The organism is Streptomyces taklimakanensis, from assembly GCF_009709575.1.
Taxonomy (GTDB): Bacteria; Actinomycetota; Actinomycetes; order Streptomycetales; family Streptomycetaceae; genus Streptomyces; species Streptomyces taklimakanensis.
Genome location: NZ_WIXO01000001.1, coordinates 4560930 through 4580782, shown reverse-complemented (window position 1 = coordinate 4580782; position 19853 = coordinate 4560930). Strand labels below are relative to the sequence as shown.

15 protein-coding genes and 2 pseudogenes are annotated in these 19853 nt (G+C 70.7%); 5 read left to right on the top strand and 12 right to left on the bottom strand.

Annotated features, from left to right (window positions below; genetic code table 11):
* Nucleotides 1-16: 16 nt before the first annotated feature.
* On the bottom strand, nucleotides 17-1150 hold the full coding sequence (locus F0L17_RS20295) for an ABC transporter permease (RefSeq protein WP_155072169.1): 1134 nt from the start codon (nucleotides 1148-1150) through the stop codon (nucleotides 17-19).
* 42 nt (nucleotides 1151-1192) lie between these two features.
* Entirely contained in the window at nucleotides 1193-2194 is a 1002-nt protein-coding gene (locus F0L17_RS20290) for an ATP-binding cassette domain-containing protein (protein WP_155072168.1), read from the bottom strand.
* A gap of 171 nt (nucleotides 2195-2365) precedes the next feature.
* On the opposite strand from F0L17_RS20290, the gene F0L17_RS20285 reads away from it, so the two are divergent.
* The gene (locus tag F0L17_RS20285) at nucleotides 2366-3901 is read left to right on the top strand and encodes an FAD-dependent monooxygenase (protein ID WP_155072167.1); all 1536 of its coding nucleotides are present in this window, start codon (nucleotides 2366-2368) and stop codon (nucleotides 3899-3901) included.
* A gap of 988 nt (nucleotides 3902-4889) precedes the next feature.
* Nucleotides 4890-5720 carry an AfsR/SARP family transcriptional regulator gene (locus F0L17_RS20280; protein ID WP_155072166.1) on the top strand — a complete coding sequence of 277 codons (831 nt, stop codon included), beginning with the start codon at nucleotides 4890-4892 and terminating at the stop codon, nucleotides 5718-5720.
* A 177-nt stretch (nucleotides 5721-5897) separates the two neighbouring features.
* Here the strand turns inward: F0L17_RS20280 and F0L17_RS20275 are convergent, their stop codons facing one another.
* A complete protein-coding gene (locus F0L17_RS20275) occupies nucleotides 5898-6719 on the bottom strand; it encodes a BTAD domain-containing putative transcriptional regulator (protein WP_162466482.1) in 822 nt (273 codons plus the stop codon).
* A gap of 742 nt (nucleotides 6720-7461) precedes the next feature.
* Between F0L17_RS20275 and F0L17_RS20270 the strand changes: the two genes are divergently transcribed.
* Together F0L17_RS20270 and F0L17_RS20265 are read left to right on the top strand one after the other, a co-directional pair.
* Nucleotides 7462-8310 carry a helix-turn-helix transcriptional regulator gene (locus tag F0L17_RS20270; protein ID WP_155072164.1) on the top strand — a complete coding sequence of 283 codons (849 nt, stop codon included), beginning with the start codon at nucleotides 7462-7464 and terminating at the stop codon, nucleotides 8308-8310.
* 12 nt (nucleotides 8311-8322) lie between these two features.
* Nucleotides 8323-8672 (top strand): annotated as a pseudogene (locus tag F0L17_RS20265) (Atu4866 domain-containing protein).
* Here the strand turns inward: F0L17_RS20265 and F0L17_RS20260 are convergent.
* The 4 genes and pseudogenes from F0L17_RS20260 to F0L17_RS20245 form a co-directional block, all read right to left on the bottom strand.
* Nucleotides 8648-10183, bottom strand: coding sequence for a fused MFS/spermidine synthase (locus F0L17_RS20260; RefSeq protein ID WP_420802438.1), 1536 nt, complete (start codon nucleotides 10181-10183; stop codon nucleotides 8648-8650). The pseudogene F0L17_RS20265 and the gene F0L17_RS20260 overlap by 25 nt on opposite strands.
* Nucleotides 10184-10450: 267 nt before the next feature.
* Nucleotides 10451-10627: pseudogene (locus F0L17_RS20255) on the bottom strand (non-reducing end alpha-L-arabinofuranosidase family hydrolase); the annotation flags it as partial.
* Nucleotides 10628-11496: 869 nt separating this feature from the next.
* Nucleotides 11497-13128, bottom strand: coding sequence for a penicillin-binding transpeptidase domain-containing protein (locus tag F0L17_RS20250; protein WP_155072162.1), 1632 nt, complete (start codon nucleotides 13126-13128; stop codon nucleotides 11497-11499).
* Between the two features lie 1294 nt (nucleotides 13129-14422).
* A complete protein-coding gene (locus F0L17_RS20245) occupies nucleotides 14423-15565 on the bottom strand; it encodes an FAD-dependent monooxygenase (protein WP_155072161.1) in 1143 nt (380 codons plus the stop codon).
* A gap of 170 nt (nucleotides 15566-15735) precedes the next feature.
* Here F0L17_RS20245 and F0L17_RS20240 point away from each other — a divergent pair, with 170 nt between their 5' ends.
* Nucleotides 15736-16071 carry a winged helix-turn-helix domain-containing protein gene (locus tag F0L17_RS20240; RefSeq protein ID WP_162466481.1) on the top strand — a complete coding sequence of 112 codons (336 nt, stop codon included), beginning with the start codon at nucleotides 15736-15738 and terminating at the stop codon, nucleotides 16069-16071.
* 155 nt (nucleotides 16072-16226) lie between these two features.
* Here the strand turns inward: F0L17_RS20240 and F0L17_RS20235 are convergent, their stop codons facing one another.
* From F0L17_RS20235 to F0L17_RS20215, 5 genes are all read right to left on the bottom strand, one after another.
* Entirely contained in the window at nucleotides 16227-16619 is a 393-nt protein-coding gene (locus F0L17_RS20235) for a type II toxin-antitoxin system death-on-curing family toxin (RefSeq protein WP_162466480.1), read from the bottom strand.
* Nucleotides 16616-16810 (bottom strand): ribbon-helix-helix protein, CopG family, encoded by a 195-nt coding sequence (locus tag F0L17_RS20230; RefSeq protein ID WP_037672007.1) that lies wholly within the window; start codon nucleotides 16808-16810, stop codon nucleotides 16616-16618. Before F0L17_RS20230 ends, F0L17_RS20235 begins: the two co-directional genes overlap by 4 nt.
* 479 nt (nucleotides 16811-17289) lie before the next feature.
* Nucleotides 17290-17733 (bottom strand): PIN domain-containing protein, encoded by a 444-nt coding sequence (locus tag F0L17_RS20225; protein WP_162466479.1) that lies wholly within the window; start codon nucleotides 17731-17733, stop codon nucleotides 17290-17292.
* A complete protein-coding gene (locus F0L17_RS20220; RefSeq protein ID WP_155072160.1) occupies nucleotides 17730-17990 on the bottom strand; it encodes a ribbon-helix-helix domain-containing protein in 261 nt (86 codons plus the stop codon). Before F0L17_RS20220 ends, F0L17_RS20225 begins: the two co-directional genes overlap by 4 nt.
* A 424-nt stretch (nucleotides 17991-18414) precedes the next feature.
* Entirely contained in the window at nucleotides 18415-19818 is a 1404-nt protein-coding gene (locus F0L17_RS20215; protein WP_155072159.1) for a class I SAM-dependent RNA methyltransferase, read from the bottom strand.
* Between the last annotated feature and the right edge of the window lie 35 nt (nucleotides 19819-19853).

Here is a 19853-nt window from a genome sequence, read left to right as displayed (position 1 = left end):
TCTCCGTCCTTTTCTCTCACTGGCCCTGGGTGAAGCGGAACTGGCGCCGCATCCGGGCCGTGGCGAGGAGCGTCAGCACCGCGGCGGCGACCGCCGTCCACCCCAGGGCGGCCCAGTCGACTCCGGGTCCGCCGAGGCCGGTGACGTCCTGCCGGATCTGCTGGGTGATCCCGGAGACCGGCCACCAGTGGGTGGCCGCCCACGTCCACTCGACGAGACCGCCGTGGGCGAAGCCGCGCATGTACGACTCGTAGCCGTTGAGGAGGAAGTGGGTGATGGCCACCACCACGCACAGCGGCACCAGGGGCAGGGAACGGCGCAGGACGGCGCCCAGCAGCGAGCCCAGGGCGCTGCCGTAGCAGAAGAGCAGCAACAGGGAGAGCCAGCTCACCGGTCCGAGCGAGAGCACGGGGTAGTCCAGCAGCAGGTACAGGCCGAGCAGCGCCAGCAAGGTGCTGACGACGGTCTGCGAGCCGGCACCGATCCACTTGCCCAGCAGCAGCGGTGTGGTGCCGGTGGGGGTGAGCACCAGGGGTTTGGCGGTGCGCTCCTCCCACTCCCGGGCCACCAGTGTCCCGGCGTTGACCATGGAGGCGTACAGCACGGCGAACATGATCAGGGACGTGCCGAGGTAGACCGTGGTCTTCATGTCCTCGCTGAAGTGGGAGTCCTCCTCCACCTCGGTCAGCGCGACGTCCGCGGACCGCTGTTGGGAGAAGACCCGGACGGCGTGCTCGGTGCGCAGCTGGAAGTTCTTCGTGGCGTCGGCGTTGATGTTGAAGACCTTCAGGGGCAGGGCGACCGGCTCACCGTCCTCGACCCGCCGGTCGAACTCCGCGGGGATCGTCAGCACCGCGCCGACCTCCCCGTCGGCGAACATCTCCCGTGCCGTTCGGGGATCGGTGGTGCGGATCTCGAACAGCTCGCCGTCGGCGTTCCGCATGGTCTCCAGCACCCGCATCATGCGTTCGCTGTGCGGGCCGTCCCCCTCCTTGGCGACGGCCACCGGCTGGGTGGTCGAGACGGTGGTCAGCAGCGCGTACAGCGATACGAACACCAGCGGGACCAGGACGGTGATGATGACGAACGTGGGGTTTCTGCGGCTGACGGTGAGGTCCTTGCCGACCATCGCCCGGACCGAACTCCACATGTTCTCCTCCTGTTTCGGAATGGCGCCGAAGCGTCCGGTCGGTCAGTCGCGCAGGTCACGGCCGGTGAAGTGGAGGAAGACGTCCTGCAGGCTCGGCTCGCGCAACTGGAACCCGGACATCCCCCGGTGGCCGTCCATGCGGTCCAGCACCGATCGCAGGAACGCCACCTGGTCGGCGTCCTGCGGCATGGTGACGACCAGTCGGCCGTCCTGGGCGGCGACCTCGAAGCCGTCCCGGAGCAGCGGAGCGGCCTCGACGGCCGCTTCCTCGGAGGGGAAGGTGAGCTCGATGCGGCGCCGGTCGGCCTGCTGCTTGAGTTCCCGGGGGGTGCCGATGGCCACCCGGCGGCCCCGGTCGATGATGCAGACCTGTCGGCCGAGTTGTTCGGCCTCCTCCATGTAGTTGGTGCTCAGCAGCACCGTCCGCCCTTCGGCCGCCAGTTCGCGGACGCGGTTCCAGATGGCCTCCCGGGACTGCACGTCCACCCCGAGCGTCGGCTCGTCCAGGAACAGCAGGTCGGGCTCGGTGAGCAGGGCCCGTGCCAGGGCGAGACGCCGCTGCATGCCGCCGGAGAAGGTGCCCACCCGGTGGTCGGCCCGCTCGGTGAGGGAGACCAGCTCCAGCATGGTCTCGACCCGCTGCCGCGCCCGGGCCCCGGGGACGCCGTAGTAAGCGGCGTGGAAGGCCAGGTTCTCACGTGCCGTCAGGTCCGTGTACAGCGCCGTCTCCTGGGGGACCAGCGCGATGCGGCTCAGGACCCGGCGGCGCTGGTCGAAGGGGTTCATGCCCAGTACCCGGACGGTTCCGCCGGTCGGTTCCAGCAGCCCGCTCAGCAGGTTGATCGTGGTGGTCTTCCCGGAGCCGTTGGGGCCGAGCAGGCAGAACACCGTGCCCGGCTCGATGGTGAGGCTCAGGTCGGTGAGCGCCTTGAACGGCTCCGCGCCGCGCCGGGTGAAGACCATGTCGACCCGTTCCAGCTCCACCGCGGGGCCGCTCGACGCGGTCCCGCCTCGTTCCCGGTCGAGGGCGGGGGGTGTGTTCACAGGGGTCCTCCTTGGTCTGGGTTCCGGAGTCGACGGCAGGCGCCGGTCGGGCAACCGGTCCGAAAAGAAGCTCGGTTGTTGTCGAAGAAACTCTACATCTGTAGAGTTCACTGCGTGATGATTTCTTACCGTCGCGCAGCCTGAAGGCTCGGGTCAAGAGAGAGGTGCTCCGTGGCCACCAGTGGTAGTGAGTACGACGTCGTCATCGCAGGTGCCGGCCCCACCGGACTGTGTCTCGCGGGGGAGCTGGCGCTGGCCGGAGTCCGCTGCAAGGTCGTGGAGCGGCGCACCCACCGCACCCAGGAGTCGAGGGCTCTGGGCCTGCACGGCCGCTCGATGGAAGTGCTGCGCATGCGCGGCGTCGCGGATCCGGTGCTCGAACGCGCCAACTCGGTCCCGAAGGTCCGGGTGAGCCTGGGGCACTCCATGCTGGACCTGCGGCGACTGGACAGCCGCTACGGGCAGCTGACGATCATTCCGCAGGGGGAGACCGAGGAAATCCTGGAGAAACGCGCCCGCGACCTCGGCGTCACCATCGACCGCGGGGTCTCGCTGGTCGACTGCGAGCAGCACGGCGACGAGGTGCTCTACCGGCTGGAGTCGGACGGCCGGCAGTGGGAGGAACGCACTCCCTGGCTCGTGGGGTGCGACGGCTCGCGCAGCCGGGTGCGCGAGGCGATGGGCGCGGCCTTCGAGGGCGACGTGTATCCGTACACCATCATCGTCGCCGACGTGCGCCTGGGGGTCCCGATGGACGACCAGTTGCTCATCCACGTCGGCCGGGCCGGACTGGTGGTCTGCACCGACTTCGGCAACGGCTGGTACCGGATGGGCGTCATCGACCGCTCCAAGCCGTGGTCCGACGACCCGGTCACCCTCCAGGAGGTGCGCGACACCCTCGCGAAGCTCTTCGGCAAGGACCTGCGCCCCAGCGAACCGCTGTGGACGTCGCGGTTCAGGATCCAGGAGCGGCAGGCCGAGACCTACCGCAAAGGACGCATGCTCATCGCCGGGGACGCCGCGCACGTCCACTCCCCGCTGGGCGGTCAGGGCCTCAACCTGGGAATCCAGGACGCGATGAACCTGGGCTGGAAGCTCGCCGCGGTGGTCTCCGGGCGGGGTTCGGAGCGCCTCCTGGACACCTACGTGGAGGAGCGTCGCAGGGTGTCCCAGGGCGTCATCAAGGTCACCGACATCGCCACCCGCATGATGACCTCGGACAAGTCGGCCGTCCGCGCCGCGCGCCTCACCGCGGCCTCCATCGCCACCCGGATCCCCGCGTCGCACCTGCTGGCCGTCGGCCACCTGTCCGGCATCGCCACCTCCTACCCCGGCATGGCCGCCGACCGTTCCTCCCGCCGCACGGTGGGCCGTCGCGTGCCCGATCTCGAGGTCCACCGCGGGGCGGCGGGCGGCACACGCCTCTTCGACGCCATGCGGTCCGGTTCCTTCGTCCTGGTCGACCAGGGCGACGGCGGCCCCAGCACGCTCCTGAACCCCTGGGGAGACCTGGTGACCCACCTGCGCGGCACGGTGCGCGGGGCGAAGGGCCCCTGGCCGCGCACCGAGATGATCCTGGTCCGACCGGACGGCTACTGCGCGTGGGCCGGGCCGCGCTCCCGGGCCGCCGCGGAACTGCCGGCCGCGATGCGCCGGTGGGCCGGCGCTCCCCCGGTGTCGACGTCGACGGCCGCCGGGGAACGGTGAGCCGGCCGTCGCGGGCCCGTGGGTGGTGCCACCCACGGGCCCGCGACGGCGCCACACCCCCGAGAGGGGGACACCGGGCGGGGCCGCGGACGGTCGAAGGACGCCCGGCGCTCGCCCTCCGCCGCGTCCCACACCCCGCCCCACGCCCCGGCGACGCACGGGAGAACCCCCCGATCACCGGGAAACCCAGCACGGGCATTCGTCGTTCCTTTCCGGGGCAGGGGGACGGCCATTCCGGAAAACCCTCCCCCTCGGAGTCTCCGGCTCCACGCTCGAACCGCCGCCGTCTACCCGGTTCGCCGGAGTCGAAACACAAAGGTCTCCACATACCCTCCGGTAACAAGGATCCGCTCGACCACCGTTTCTCCGGGAAGGTCGACGTCCACGCCCCGCAGTCGTGAAGAGTGCGTTTCGAATGGGCTACGAAAAGCGTTTCACCAAACGGTTTCGCACGCTGTCGACGATCGCCACACCCCCGGTCGCCCGCGGACCGGTCCGCACCGCGGGCCCGCCGGACGGACCGGAACGCGGCGTGCGGTCCGGGTCACCCTCGGCATCGCGCGAAATCGACTTTCCGTAGCCAAAAGGAACGATCCGGGCGTCCGATCGCCCCGGTGTCGCCGGCCGCGGGCGAGGGCCGGAAGACCCGCCCGCCCCGGCGGCCATCCCCCGCGGAACCGCCTCCGCCGCAGGTCCCGACCCTCCGGGAGCTCCCCGCCCCACCCCCTCGGGTGCGCATTACCGCACCCGAGGATGACACCCGGGAGTACACCTCCCAAAAATCGTCCACAAACTCTCGCAGCCGCATATCGCGACCCGGCTTATCCACTTCCACCCGCTCATCGCCACAGGATCCGGTATTGACAAACGGATTTTGTTGCTTTCTTATCGTTTCCGCACACCAGGTGTCGCGAGGCGCCTCCCGGAGAGAATGCGAGGAGTGTGCTTGCTCCACCCCATGCCCGAATGCCCGTTTTTTGGGGGAAATATGGATATCGAAGTACTGGGCACTCTGTCGGTACGGGAGAACGGCGTCTCGATCACGCCCACCGCACCGAAGCCGCGGCAGGTCCTGTCGCTGCTCGCACTCCACGCCGACCGGGCGGTCCCGGTTCCCACCCTGGTGGAAGAGCTGTGGGACGGAAACCCACCTCGCAGCGCCCGCAGCACCGTGCAGACCTATGTGCTGCAACTACGCGAGCTCATAGGCGAGGCCCTGGCCCAACGGGGCGACGAACAGAGCACCGCCAAGGACATCCTGGTCACCCTCCCCGGCGGCTACCTGCTGAACACCAGGGGCGGCACGGTCGACTTCCGCGAGTTCGAGTGCCGCGCCGCCGCCGGCCACCGGGCCGTGGAAACCGACGACCTGCCCGGAGCGGCCAAACGGCTGCGCGACGCGCTGTCCCTGTGGAACGGCCCCGTCCTCGCCGACGTGCAGGCCGGGAGCCGGATCCACCTGGAGGCCAGGCGGCTGGAGGAGGCCCGGCTGTGCGTCCTCGACCAGCGGATCGAGGTCGATCTACGGCTGGGCCGACACCGAGAGCTGCTCTCCGAACTCACCGTGCTCGTCAACCAGTACCGCATGCACGAGAACCTGCACAGGCAGTTCATGGTGGCCCTGCACCGCTCCGGCCGGCGCGGCGAGGCCCTCGACGTCTACCAGCGGCTGCGCACCACCCTCGTCACGGAACTGGGGTTGGAACCCTCCGCCGCGCTCAGCCGACTGCAGCGCTCCATCCTCGTGTCCCACCCCGACACCGCGCTCCCCGACGGCTCCGGACAGGGCGACGGACGGCTCGTCGCCAGGGCCGGCTGACCCCACCGGGCCCCGACGGCTCCGGCGGCTCCGGCCGTGCCGCACCGCCGGAGCCGTCGGGTTCCGGCGGTGCGGCACGGGACGGAGTACCGCCACCGGCCCGCCGTGTGACGGGCGGTCAACCGGGACGGCCCGGGACCGCCCGCGCTCGGCGGCGCCCGGCGCCCGGCCGCCGCATCAGGCGGCGTACAGGTCGAAGGTGGAGGTGCGGCGTCGGCCCGCGACGACGTCGAGTTGCGGATCGACCGACAGGATCGCCTGGTGGAGCCGCTGCACCTGGGGAGAGGGTTCCACCCCCAGGTCCTCGATGAGCCGCCTGCGCAGCCTGCGGTAGACCTCCAGCGCCGTCGCCTGCCGGCCGGAGCGGTAGAACGCCACCATGGCCTGCGAGTGGAGCCCCTCGTGCTGCGGGTGCCGGGCGATCAGATCGGCCAGCTCGGCGATGAGTTCGGTGTGCCGGCCGAGCCGCAGGTCGGCGTCGATGCGGCGCTCCCTGGTCACCAGCCTGCTCTCCTCGAGCCTCATCACCTCGATCTCCAGGATGGAGCCGGTCCGCACGTCCACGAGGGGCGGGCCCTCCCAGATGTCGAGTGCCCGCCGGAAGGCCCGCGCCGCCCGCTCGTCCTCGCCCCTCTCGAACGCCGCCTGCCCCTCGGTCACCAGCTCCTCGTACTGGTGCACGTCCACCGCGTCGGGGGGGATGTGCAGCAGGTAGCCGCCGTACCGGGTGGCGAGCAGCTCCTTGGCCGAACCGGGCACACCGGGACCCATGGCGCTGCCCAGCTTGCGGCGCAACTGCAGGATGTAGGTCTGGAGGGTGGTCAGGGCGCTCTGCGGCAGATCGGTGCCCCAGACCTCCTCCAGAAGCGTCGGTACGGGCACGACCCTTCCCGGGTAGAGGGCGAGCAGTGCCAGGATCTGGCGGGGCTTTCCCGCCGTCGGGACGATCGACGTGTCGTTGAGTTCGGCGTTCAGTGGACCCAGAACCTGAATCTTCACGATCTCCTCCGTACCTTGCCGGCCCCCGTTGTTTCCGAGCCGGTACCTGAGGCGTCGATGGTGACTCTTTCCGAGCCCTCCTGTCCCTCCCCCGCGAGTCGTTGAGGAGAGGCGCCGTACCATCCGTTGACCGCCTTCCCCGGCCGGTCTCCAGCGCTCTTCGAGGGGTTCTGGGCGGGATTCCCACCGACGGGGCTCCGACCTGCGCACCTTCCCCGCGGGGCCCTTCGCTCCGCGTTCGGGAGTCGCGGCCCGGCCCAAAGACGCAGGGGCTGCGTACCGGCCACTCCCGATCACGGGCCCGCCGCCCGTCGGCTCCGCGGACGGCGACCGCCGCGCGCCCCGGCCGACGGGTGCTCGGCCCAACACTAGGCCGGCCGCCGGACTCCGCCGCGACCGGGTCCTGTTCCGGCCCGCTCGGGCGGGGTACCTCGCACGAGCCGGCCGCCGGACCCCGGCCGTCGTGCGGGTCGGCGCCGCCGGGCTCACCCGGCGACGAGGAACGACCGGCCCCCGGGGGTGGGGCCTCCCCCGGGCGCCGCGCACCCGCCGTCGTGAGCGGCAGGATCGTACGGCGGCGCGGCGGCCGTCCGTCCTCTCGCCGGTCGTCGGGAACGTGGAGGGGATGGGGAGACCGGTCATGTCCCCTTGACCGACGGAGGCGGGGCACGGAAGGGGACCGCGTCCGCCTGGGAGCACGGGGACCAGGCTCCCCGCCGCCGGGCGGCCTAGTCTGACCGACATGACGACTTCGAGACTGGGCGACTACCTGCGGAGCCGGCGCGCGCGGGTGACGCCGCCCGACGTCGGTCTGCCCGAAGACGGCCGGCGCCGCGTCCCCGGTCTGCGCCGCGAGGAGGTCGCACTGCTGGCCCGCATCAGCGTCGACTACTACCTGCGACTGGAGCAGGGCCGTGAGCGGCGCCCGTCGGCGCAGGTCCTGGACGCCCTGAGCGACGCGCTGCTGCTGGACGACGACGGCCGGCTGCACCTGTACCGGGTCGCGGGGATGATGCCGCCCCCGCGCCACGAGGGCGGCATCGAACGTGCGGACCCCCACCTGCTGACGCTGACCGAACTGTGGGACCGCACGCCGGGGTTGCTCCTGGGGCGGGCCTACGACGTCCTGGCCGCCAACGCGTTGGGGCGCGCGGTCTTCCCCCACCTCCGCCCCGGCGCGAACCTGCTGCTCACGATGTTCCTCGACCCGTCGGTCCGCTCGTTCCACGCGGATTGGGAGGCGGCCGCGGCCAACGCGGTCGCGGGATTCCGCTTCCTTGCGGGCGCCCGGCCGAACGACCCGCGGATCCACAAGGTGCTGCGGACGGCCACGGAGAACAGCCGCGAGTTCGCCGACCTCTGGAACAGGCAGGACGCACGCGGCAAGAGCAACGCCGCCAAGGTCCTGCTCCATCCCGATGTCGGCGAACTCACCCTGCGCATGCAGACCTTCGACGTACGCTCCGCCCCGGGACAACAACTGGTCGTCTACCACGCCCAGGAGGGCACCCGGACCGCGGACGCGCTCCGCCTGCTCGGGTCGCTGGCGGTGACCCGCCCCGGACCCCGGGACGACTCGCCGCACCCGTAGGCCGGGACGTGGGTGACGGCCGACGGGTACGCCCGCCGGGAGCTGCTCGCAAACGGCCGCAACGACGAGGCCCGGGGGATCGGGAGAGCCTCTGCGCGGGTTCCCACCGGGGCTCCGGGACCCGGACCGGGTACGTCGACGACACCGGGTTCGGCTCGGACGGGACGTTCGACGGGGCCGTACTGCGCCACGCGGGCCACGTCTTCCACCGCGAGGGCAGCACCGCGCACCAACAGAACGGACAGACGGATGGACAGAGCGCGACGACAGCGACGGACGGCACCCCCGGGCGGAGACGGCGCACTTCCCGTGCGGCGGCGCCCGGACCCGCGTCCGGTCACCGGCTGTTCCGCGGACCGTAGGGCTGGAGGAGCTGGTCGACGGGTGCGTGGTCGTCGGTGAGCGGCCGGGCGTCGCCGATCCAGGAGGCGAGGTCGTCGCCGGTGGCGATCTTCCAGCCGGTTCGCCGGGCGTCCAGCGCTTCCTGGATCGCGCGCGGGTCGACCGGTCGGTCGGAAGCGAGCACCACCAGGTTGCCGCCCTCGGGGGTGGCGGTCGGATCGAGGCCGATGTCGGCGGGTTCGCCGACGAGGGCGACGTGCTCGAAGGTCTCGCCGAGGGTGGCCGCCTCGGCACGGGCGAAGGCCAGACCGCCGTGGTCGATGAGGTTGGCGACGTACAGGCCGTCCTCGTCGAGCACCCGCCGTACGTCGGTCATCGCCTCCACCGTGGTGAGGTGCCAGGGCACGCTGACGCCTCCGAAGGCATCGCCGACGACGAGGTCACGACTGTCGGTGTCCAGTCGCCGCAGGCCGAGCCGGCCGTCCTCGACGCGTACGTCGATACCGGCTCCGGGCCTCAGGCCGAGTCGGTCGCGATCGATGCGCACGACCCCGCCGTCGATCTCGGACACGACGCTGTGCGTCCCGGGCCGGGTGGCCGCGAGGTAACGGGGAAGGGTGAGGCCGCCGCCGCCCAGGTGGTGGGCGGCGAGTGGCTCGCCTTCGGGGAAGGCGGCGTCGACCACCGACGCGATGGCGCGCACATACGTGAACTCCAGGAAGGTCGGGTCCTCGATGTCGACGTAGGAGTGCCGCAGGCCGTCCAGGACGAGTGTGCGGCCGCTGTCCCGGTCGGGGTCGGTGACGACCCGTGCGCAGTGGTACCTGGTCTCCACGTCGCAGCCACCGGGCACGGCCATGGTGGCCAGGCCGCCGGCGACGACCACGAGTGCCGGGGCGGGGACGCCGCTCCACCCGCGCGTTCGCCACTCGACCAGCGCCGAGCCGACCACCAGCAGTGTTCCGAGGCCGATCAGGATGCCGCTGACCGGCAGCCGCGACACGAGGACGAAGCCGGTCAGGACGGTGCCGACGATGGCGCCGACGGTGCCGACGCCGGACAGCCTGCCGACGACCGTTCCGGTCTCGGCGAGGCTGGTGAGGCGCAACTTGGTCACGATCGGCGTCACGGCGGAGAGCAGCGCGCCCGGCACGAGGATGGTCAGTGCCGCGATCGACAGGAGCATCGCCGGTGCCCACTCCGCAGTGGCGCGCAGCACGGCGGGGGTGAGCGCCACGACCGCTCCCGACACCCCGAGCGAAGGGCCCAGGAGCCGACGTGGATCGATCCGGTCGGCGATGCGCCCGCCCAGCCAGGAACCGAGGGCGATCGCGGTGAGGGCGATGCCGATCACCAGGGTGCTGGTCTCGAGGGTGAGGCCGAGGTAGGGAGCCAGCAGCCGCAGAGCGACGATCTCGACCACCAGGACCGCGGCCGAGGACCCGAACACGAGCACGGCGGCGGTACGGGAACCCGGGCCGTGGTTGCGAGGCGCGCCCCTGACGACAGGCGAGGAGGACGATTCGGTCACGGACGACATCCTTGCATGCGACGCGTCGACCGAACGATGGGGCGGAAACCCCCGTTCCCCGGCTGACCGCTCACCGCGGACGTGCCTGGGACCGAGCCGACACAGCAGGCGGCCACCGTCCGGAGCCGGGGCACGTCTGTCCCCACCGGCCGCCGACGAACTTCGCCCCCGCCGCGACAGGGCCGAGGCGGGGACCGCTCGCCCACCCGCCCGCGGACCGCACCACGTCACGGTCGTCCGGAAACGGGAAGCGGGAAGCGAGCGGGGTCAGCGCCGCAGCGTGAGGACACCCGGCCGCCACGGCAGTCGGTTGTGGTCGCCGCCCGCGCCCGGGTCCTTGCCCTGGTAGAGGAAGTGCAGGTGGCAGGGGTCGATGGTCATGGTCTGGTCGGGGTTGCCGCGGACCAGGTCACCGTGGCTGATGTCGTTGGTCCAGGCGGCACCGCGCCGGCCGGCGGAACGTGCCGTCGCCCGGGCGGCAAGCCGGTGACGACGCCCGGATCCCTCCGGCACGGCCGCGGGTCCCGCTCAGGTCGTACCCGGCGCCGAGGTCCGCGACGGCACCGCCCGGTGGCCGGCGACCTCCCGGTGCACCGGCTCGTACGTGCGCAGGACGGGCGCGCCCGACGCGCGACGGCGCGAGAAGAGCCCACGAGGCCATGGCGTACGCATGCGGCAGGCTCCTTGCGGCTCGGCGTTCGGGGGTGCGCCCCGGAGACGCACCGCTGTGCGCTGGAACGGCTCCGGAATGTTCGAAATGATGAACAGAGGTCGGCCTGCCGAGCAACCCGAATGACAAGGAGCAGGTGGACGACGTCAGCGCCTCCCGCACGTGCCGTACCGACGACGGAACGTCCCCGGGGCCGGCGGAAAGGCGGCGTCCGGTCTCCGTCGGGCCCCGACCGGAGCCGCGGACGGGACGTCGGGCAGACCCGGAACGCCTTGTACCGGCCCCATGGGGCACCCACCGGTTCGGCGCCCCGGAAGACGCCGCGCTTGTCCCGAGCGACGTCCTCGACCTGCTCCGGTGGGCCGAGGACCCGGAGTCCGCGGAGCAGGTGAGCCGGTGTGCCGCTCAACCGCCCCCGCGGCGAGGGTGGCCGACACAACGGGGACCGGCCGGTACGGCACGCTCAACGCCATCACCGTCGCGTGGCCCCCGGATCCGAGCCGCCGGTCATCGCGATCACGTCCGGCAAGGCCGCACGGGACGCCGAACGGGACCGGGCCCTCCTCGCCGAGGCCGCCGCGGACGGCCGCCGCCCCGGACACGGACCGTGTCCGGGGCGGGGCGGGTGCCGAGCGCAGGCGGCTCAGCCGAGGTTCCGGAGGAACTTCGCCGCGATGGGGCCCGCGTCCGCGCCTCCGGACCCACCGTCCTCCAGCAGAACCGCCCAGGCCAGATCGCGGTCTCCCTGAAAGCCGATCATCCACGCGTGCGTACGCGGCGGGTCCTCGTCGCCGAACTCGGCCGTGCCGGTCTTGGCATGGGGCCGGCCGGGGACGTTCCTCAGCTCCACTCCCGCTCCCTCGGTGACCGTCGCCCGCATCATCATGCGCAGATCGGCGACCACCGCCGGGTCCAGCGCTTCCGGTGCCTCGTGCTTCTCCCGCACCGCGTCCGGCACCAGAACCGGCTGCTTGAACTCGCCCTCCTTGACCGTCGCCGCGACCGAGGCCATCACCAGCGGAGACGCCTCGACACGCGCCTGCCCGATCATGGACGCGGCCTTCTCGTTCTCATTCTCGGAGACCGGGACCGCGCCGTCGAAGGTCACAGCGCCCACATCCCACACTCCACCGATCCCGAAAGCCTGGGCCGTGTCCCAGAGGGCCGAATTCGACATTTTGTCCCGCGCGTCGACGAAGAAGGTGTTGCAGGACTCGGCGAAGGAGTCCTTGAAGCTGGAGCCCGCCGGCAACGTGAACCGGTCCTGGTTCTCGAAGCGCTGACCGTTGACGTAAGCGAATTCGGGGCAGTCCGCGACATCCTCGGGACGCATGCCCGTCTTCAGCAGCGCGGCGGCGGAGACCACCTTGAACGTCGAGCCCGGCGCGTAGCGACCCGTCAGCGCGCGGTTCATGCCACCCGGCACGTTCGCAGCGGCCAGGATTCGGCCACTGCTCGGAGCCACAGCGACGATGGCGGCGTTCTTGTCCACGCCTTCCAGCGCTTCGGCGGCCGCAACCTGGACGCTCGGGTCGATGGTGGTCTCGACCGGCTCGCCTCGGCTGCCCTTCTCCTCACCGAGCCGCTTCACCGCACGCCCCGAGTCCCGGTCCGCGACCACCACCGACTTCGTTCCGCCACCGCCCCCCGTGAGCTGCTCGTCATAGCGGCCCTGGAGCCCCGAAACGCCCTTCCCGCTCTTCGGGTCGACGGTGCCCGTCAAAGACGCCGCCTGGAGCTCGGCGCCGGTCGAGTCGAGGATCTTCGCACGTTCCCGGGACTGCAGAGCCAGGGTCTGGCCGTGCTTCATCTCCGGATGGACCATGGGCGTAGTGAACACCACCTCCCACTCCTCACCCTCTTTCTTCCGGGCCGTGGCGTTTGAATTCCACGCGTACTCGCCCACGCCTGGAATCTGCATTTCCACCCTGAAGGGAACCTTCACCTCCTCCCCCACTCGTTCGGCATCGCCGTCAACGGCGATGTCCGTCTCCGTCGGCTTCAGGTTCGTCAGCACCGAGTCGACGAGCGATTCGGCAGCGTCCGGAGCATCCGTGTGGGAGGCGGCTTCGTCGGCGTTCCCGGCCTCCCACACCGAAAGGAACTCCTCCACCCGCTCGGTCGCCGCCGCCACTTCCGCGTCGCCGTCATCGCCCCGCGCGTTGTGCATCCAGTAGCCAGCACCGGCTAAAATGGCGACCGCGACCAAAACACCGAGAACCGGACGCCAACGCACAGCCCGTCTCTTCTGCGGAACTTGAACCCCGTATGTCATATCTCCATTGTAGGAGCCGCCTTATCGATTTCCTTGGGAGGAAAATATTTTCAAGCCAACGCCACGACACACCACCAACGGCGACGACACACGACGCAAGGTGATGAGGTCGCGAGCCGCCCGCACACATCACCACACAACGTGGACAAGTGCCACACAGCGCTCATAGATTGCCTGTCCGTCGAATATCTCCCCACATCCCGGTCGACGACTCGTTCCAGCCGCCCATCGACGCGGCGCCGACCGGCTCCGGCTCCCGCTGGATTGGCTGAAAATCCAGAAGCCGGGTTCGGCCCCGAGGCCCCTGCCGCCGAGCGGCTTCGCGGTCTGTCACGGGCTGCCCTCGGCGGGGCCGCGTCCACCGACTTCCCGCACTCCGCGCCGTCGGCCTGGAATCGTCCCTCATCCCGGGAGGAGGCATACCCGACGAAACTCATTCCGGACCCGGCGGAGAACAGCCTGACCAACCACGACGCACGAGTCGGGCTGGGCGGCGAGCGCCCCTTTCTCCGATGACCGGCGACAACGCGGTGACGTGCGATGCGACATCCACGTGCCGGAAGACTCCACAGGACGTCGTCCCGAGGTCGTCAACGTCGATGCCACCCCGGTCGAGATCCGGTTGGGCACGGACATGATCTACTGCCACCATCCCACGCACAGCTTCGGCCTTGTCCGGTACAAGCGCCTGGAACCCCGGCACAAGGAATACCGGGTGAACAAACAGCTCCTGGACCAGATGGACCGCTTGGAACAGGTTTCACGGCTCAGTTCGAAACCCGCTCGCCCTCACCACAGTGGCGCCTCCCCCCGGACACGTGCTTCCTGAAGTTCGCACGCCAAGCCTTTTCCAACCTCAGGTTGAGGCGTGACGAAGGGCGGGGATGGTCTTCACGATGGTGGCGACCCGGTTGGTGCTACAGCGGAGTTCCCGCGGGAGGCGCCAGCCCTTCAGGGCGGCCATGGCTTACTCGCCGAGGCAACGGATCCTGGCAAGGGCGTTGCCACAGCTTGGGACGCAGGCTGCGGAAGGGCACCCGGACGATGTGCCGGCGCCCTGATCCGCCTTGTCCGCCCAGCACTTCACCTCCGCGCCGCGGGGGGCGCGGTCACCGGCAGCCCCCATGTCGTGGCGAGCGCCCGGAACGGTGAGTGAGGCCGACAGCAGCCGACCTGCCGCATCGGCGATGACCTGCCACGCCGAGCCGGGCTCGTCGGACATGGCGGCGCCGACCCGGCTGAGAGCTACCGCGGAGCTGCGCACCGACCGGTGGCCGGTCGGTGCGGACCCGGTCTACCGGTTCGCGGCTTCGCGAGAGACGATCCGGTTCGTGCGACCGACCGCGCGGCCCACCGCGTTGCGCACCGCGAGGCCCGGCCGGGTGCGGGGCACCATGAGCCTGGAGAGCAGACCGACGCGTCGCTGCCGCGGGCCTACCTCACGGCGGAGCCGCGACTCGTAGGCGGCGAAGGCGCGGGCGTGATCACCGGGATGGGCGGCGAGCTCTTCTGCGAGGGCGTACGCGCCCGCCATCGCCATGCTGGACCCGTCACCCAGCAGGGCTGTCGCCGCCGCCGCGTCCCCGAGCAGTACGACCCGTCCACGGGACCACGAGGGCACCCGGACGGTGGTCAGGGGGTCGAAGAACGGAGCCGGGTGGTCGAGGAACGCCGCCACGAGTTCCGGTGCCCGCCACCCCACGTCGGCGTAGGCATCGGCCACGGTCTGCTTGTGAAGGGCGATGTTCTTGCGGTCGTGGGGCGCCGGCGGTGCGGCCCGGAAGGTGAAGATCGCGAGTGGAGTGGTCCGCGAGGGGTGGACGACCAGCATCCGGTTCGGCACGGTCAGCATCGTCATCTCACTCGGGTCCTCGATGGCGTCGGGTTCCAGCGGCACGGTCGCGCCGTACAGGCCCAAATCGCTCGCGAACTGCCGCTCGGGTCCGAACACCAGGCGCCGTACGGTGGAGTGCATCCCGTCGGCACCGACCACCAAGTCGAAGCGCCGTGGCGCGGACCGCCGGAAGGTGACGTCGACCCCACCTCGGTCCTGGTCGAGAGCGGTGACCGTGTCGTCGAACACGAACTCGGCCTCGGTCTGCGCCGACCGGTGGAGCACCTCGGAAAGGTCGGCTCGGGTCACCTCGACCGTCGGCGTCTTGTCAGAGGTGAGCGGGAGGTGCAGGATCCGCCTGCCGCCGGGGTCGAGCAGGGTCAGTGACCGATTGCGGGTGGCGAGCCCGCGGAGCTGCGGGAGGATGCCCATCCGGTCGGCGACCGGGATCGCGGGCCCCTTCACGACGATCGCGCTACCACCGGAGCGCAGCTGCCGGGCATGTTCGACGACCGTCGGCCGGTATCCATTCCGGGAGAGCCAGTACGCGACTGCGGGCCCTGCGATTCCGGCACCGACTATCAGCACCTCGGGCTTCTTCATGACGATGACCTCTCGGAGTGTCGATGACCAGGTCCCCGGCGAGCGCCGGGCCGGGTCTCGGGGAGCGGCGGCACGGGGCAGCGCGACCGGAACCAAGGTACGAAAAATTTCGTACCTCAGTGGAGCACACCCTTCAGGTACGATGCAAGTCATACCTAAGGGGGTGCCGCGTGGCCGAGAAGAACCTGGACGGCCCGGAGGCCGATGCGCTCGATCTGGGTGCGGTGTTTCGCGCCCTCGCCGACGAGCACCGTCGTTCGGTGATGACGCAGTTGGCCGCCGACCACAGCGACAGCGAGCGGGGCTGCAACTCGTTCGATCTTCCGATCTCGAAGCAGACCCAGACCCACCACTTCCGGGTCCTGCGCGAGGCAGGTCTCATTGACGAGATCGACTACGGCAACCGCAAGGGCATCCGACTACGACGCGCGGACATCGAGAAGAGATTCCCCGGGCTGCTCGCGCTCCTGGGAGCAGAGCCCCCGGGCGATACCGCTCCTCGCTGAGCACGCATTTCCGCACCGAGCAGACTCGCTGCTCCGTCTCGCGACGGCAAACACACCGATCCTCTGGATGAACGGATCCCAAGAAAGGCGGAATGCACGGAGCCAGCACCGCTTTCCAGACCTACGTTCGTCTTCCCACCGCACGACGTCGGACGTCAGAAAACGGGGAACCAGGCCGACAGGCGCTTGGCGATGACCGGTGCGTCGACCTTGTCCTGGGCGACGTCCTCGACGAACGGGCCGGCAACGGAGACGGGGGGCGGGACGGTACCGGCGCTGACGCCGTTGAACCGCAGGAAGACACGCATGCCGAGCCAGGCGGTGCGCTTGTTGCCGTCGATCAGCGCGTGATTGCGGGCGACGGAGTGCAGCAGTGCCGCAGCCTTCTCGTGCAGTGTGGGATACAACTCGGCCCCGAACACGTTCGTCCGGGGCCTCTCGATCGCCGACACCAGAAGACCCATGTCACGCACGCTGTGCTCGGTACCGTTGACCGCGCGGGCGATGGTCAGGATCTCGTCGATCTGGATGTAGCGCACGCCCGTCACTTCAGGTAGTCCAGGATCTCCGCATCGCTGTCCATCAGCTCGGCCAGGACGTCGTCGACCTTCAGCTCGGCCCGGTTCTGGGCGTCACGGATGGCCTCGATGGCAAGCTCCTGCTTGCTGCGGCCCTCCCGACGAGCCCTCTCGGTGAGCTTCGCGTCAAGGTCGTCGGGGAGTCGGAGTGTCATCGCCATACACGCATGATACCAGGCCGGTATCAAGGTGGCGCGGTCGGCCCCGGCCGGTCGCTCGCACCGCCACTGCGGAAGTGCAGCAAAAGCTCGGCTTCGAGCGTCATCCGAGCGTCAAGAGTCTCCGAACGCCCCTCTGAAGGCGTTGCCCATGCAAGCACCGCGCTCACGAATCCGCAGGTCAGCGAACCAACAAAGGCCGATCCGTCCGCTCAAACCGCTGCACGGGGGAAACAGGTCGAGCAACCGACCCGGACAACAAAAACGCAGGTCAGGACGCCTTGCCCGCGGGTTCGAGGATTGCCACACACTCCACATGCGACGTCACCGGAAAGATGTCGGCCGGAATCGCGCCCGGGAAACTGCAGGCCAGAGAGGTTTTCCTGCCCGCCCGGGAGTCCACGGGCACCGTGAGCGTCAAACGAGCGTCACGGCCCGCGGAATCGGCGACAAGCAACGACACGGCCGGGCGCCCTCCGGCGTCAGATCGGAAGGTCGTCGGGCAGGACCCGGAACGCCTTGTACCGGCCCAGTGGACGCACAGCCCGGAAGTCGCGACGGTCGAGCGTGAGTACGACGTCGGTGTCGTACTCGGCGGCGAGGGCCACGTTCACCGCATCCGCGAGGTCCAGGTCCAGGTCGCGGTACCGGGCACGCACCGACTGGGCGATATCGAGATGGTCTTCCGTGATCTCGGGCAGAGCGATACGGCCTCGACGCACCCAATGCCGGATGTCGTCGACCGCGCTGAGCGCCGCTTCACGGCCGAGCTCGCGAGTGGCGACGTGGTCGATCTCCGCGAGCAGCAGTGGGGACATCACCAGGAGCCCCGCGGCCATGATCGCCTCGTTCGACGCGTGATGCTCGGGATGGGCGGAGTCGAGCGCCGCGAGGAGCCCGGAGGTGTCCGCGACGACGATGATCACGCGGCGGTACCGGACTCGGTCTCGCGGCTCACGGCGTCGGCGACGGTGTCACGCACCTCGCTCTTGCCGGGAGTACGACCTGTCCCCCGGAAAGTGCGGGAGAAGAGAGGCTCGTCCCAGACACGGTTGGCCATGGCCGCGAGATGGATGCCCTGACGGATGATCTCGGCCTCGCTGACGCCGCGCCGCTTCGCGGCCTCCTTGATGATCGCGAGATCTTCCGGATCGGCGTAGACGTTGGTTCGCTTCATGGACATGTACCACGAATAGCACATGTACCACAGCGGTGTACACGTTCCGCGGTCGGCGCCCTGTGCACGGCACGACCGTCACGGACGACGTCATCACCCGCTCCGGCAGGCCAAGGGCCTGGGGTCCGGAGAACAAGGTGCGCCGGTGTGCTGCTCGGCCGCCCCGCAGCGGAGCCCTCCGTCCGGCGACCGCGCCATCGTGGTCGGCACACTGCCGCACAGGATCGGCCGGATCCGACTGTGACGGGTCTTCGACCGAGCGTCACACGGGCGTCAGGACTCCGGGCGAGGTCCTCGTGCCGCAGTGGGCACGAGGGGCGCTTCGCTGCAGAACCGCAGGTCAGGTCGCTTTCGCGGGTGGCGCGGCCGTTCCACCCGGTGAGTGGCCGGGAACCGGTCGAGTGGAGTTCCCGGGCGAGGAAACCGCAGGTCAGGAACCCTTCGGCGCGGGCTTGAGGATGGCGACGCACTCCACGTGGTGGGTCATCGGGAACAGGTCGAAGGCCTTCGTGAAGTGGGGGACGTAACCGGCCTCGCGGAAGTAGGCCAGGTCGCGGGCGAGGGCGGCCGGGTCGCAGGCGACGTAGGCGACGCGGCGCGGGCCGAGCGCGGCGACCTGCTCCACCGTCTTCCGCCCGGCGCCGGAGCGGGGCGGGTCCATCACGACGATGTCGGCCTCGGTGATGCCGGTGCGCGGCAGGACCCGCTCGACCGTGCCGCGCTCGACGCGGACCCGGTCCAGGTCGGCGAGGTTGTGGCGGGCGTCCTCCACGGCGCGCTTGGACGACTCGATGCCCAGCACCGCGCCCTTGGGGCCGATCCGGTCGGCCAGCGCTCCGGCGAACAGCCCGGCTCCGCAGTACAGGTCGAGGGCCATGTCGCCCTTGTGCGGGGTCAGGCCGGTCATCACGGTCTCGACCAGCAGGTCGGCGGCCTTGGGGTGGACCTGCCAGAAGCCGCCCGCGCTGATCCGCCAGGTGCGCTCGGCGGCACGCTCGCGGACGTAGGGACGGCCGTGGACGCGGTGCACGGCACGTTCGCCGCCCCGTGCGCTCCGGCCCTTGGGCTGCTCCTCGACGCGCAGCACCGACACCGGGCGGTCCAGCTCCACCAGGGGCAGCCGTCCGCCGGGGCGGGGGGTGATCAGCACCTGACGGTCGTTGGAGCCGGTGGCGGCGACAGCCTCGACGGAGGCGATCCGCGGCCAGGCGCGCTTCTCGACGCCCAGCTCGCTCACGCCCGGCGCGGCGATCAGGCAGCGGTCGATCGGCTCGACCTCGTGGGAGCGGTGGCGGCGCAGTCCGGCGCGGCCCTCGTCGTCCACGGCGTACTGCACCCGGGTGCGCCAGGCGGGGACCTCCCCCCGTGGCACCTTGTCGCCGGGAGCCGGCTCGACGGTGCCGTCCCAGCCGGCGTCCTCGGCGGTCATCCCGGCCAGCCGCTCCAGTTGCTCGGCGATGACGGACGCCTTCAGCCGGCGCTGGGCGCCGGGCGCGGCGTGCTGCCAGTCGCAGCCACCGCAGCGGCCGGGACCGGCGAAGGGGCAGGGGGGCTCGACGCGGTCCTTGGCGGCGTCGAGGACCTCCACGGCGTCGGCGCGCAGGAATCGGGAGTCCTCGCGGCCCTCGGTGACCCGGGCCACGACCCGTTCGCCGGGCAGCGCGTGGCGCACGAACAGCACCCGGCCCTCGTCGGTGCGGGCCACACAGTGGCCGCCGTGTGCGACAGGGCCGATCTCGACCTCGTACTCCCGACCCACCAGCGAGGCGGGGGCGGTTTCGGAGGCGGTTCCGGAGGCGGTTCCGGAGGCGGCGTGGGGTGTTGCGGGGGGCATGGGGAGCGGCTCCAACGGACGGCGGGGCGCATGGA

Bases quoted from the DNA above. Each gene is read 5' to 3' on its own strand.
- F0L17_RS20295 (WP_155072169.1), bottom strand. From the start codon at position 1,150: ATGTGGAGTTCGGTCCGGGCGATGGTCGGCAAGGACCTCACCGTCAGC.
- F0L17_RS20280 (WP_155072166.1), top strand. From the start codon at position 4,890: ATGGATATCGAAGTACTGGGCACTCTGTCGGTACGGGAGAACGGCGTC.
- F0L17_RS20270 (WP_155072164.1), top strand. From the start codon at position 7,462: ATGACGACTTCGAGACTGGGCGACTACCTGCGGAGCCGGCGCGCGCGG.
- F0L17_RS20250 (WP_155072162.1), bottom strand. From the start codon at position 13,128: ATGACATACGGGGTTCAAGTTCCGCAGAAGAGACGGGCTGTGCGTTGG.
- F0L17_RS20245 (WP_155072161.1), bottom strand. From the start codon at position 15,565: ATGAAGAAGCCCGAGGTGCTGATAGTCGGTGCCGGAATCGCAGGGCCC.
- F0L17_RS20230 (WP_037672007.1), bottom strand. From the start codon at position 16,810: ATGGCGATGACACTCCGACTCCCCGACGACCTTGACGCGAAGCTCACC.
- F0L17_RS20220 (WP_155072160.1), bottom strand. From the start codon at position 17,990: ATGTCCATGAAGCGAACCAACGTCTACGCCGATCCGGAAGATCTCGCG.
- F0L17_RS20215 (WP_155072159.1), bottom strand. From the start codon at position 19,818: ATGCCCCCCGCAACACCCCACGCCGCCTCCGGAACCGCCTCCGGAACC.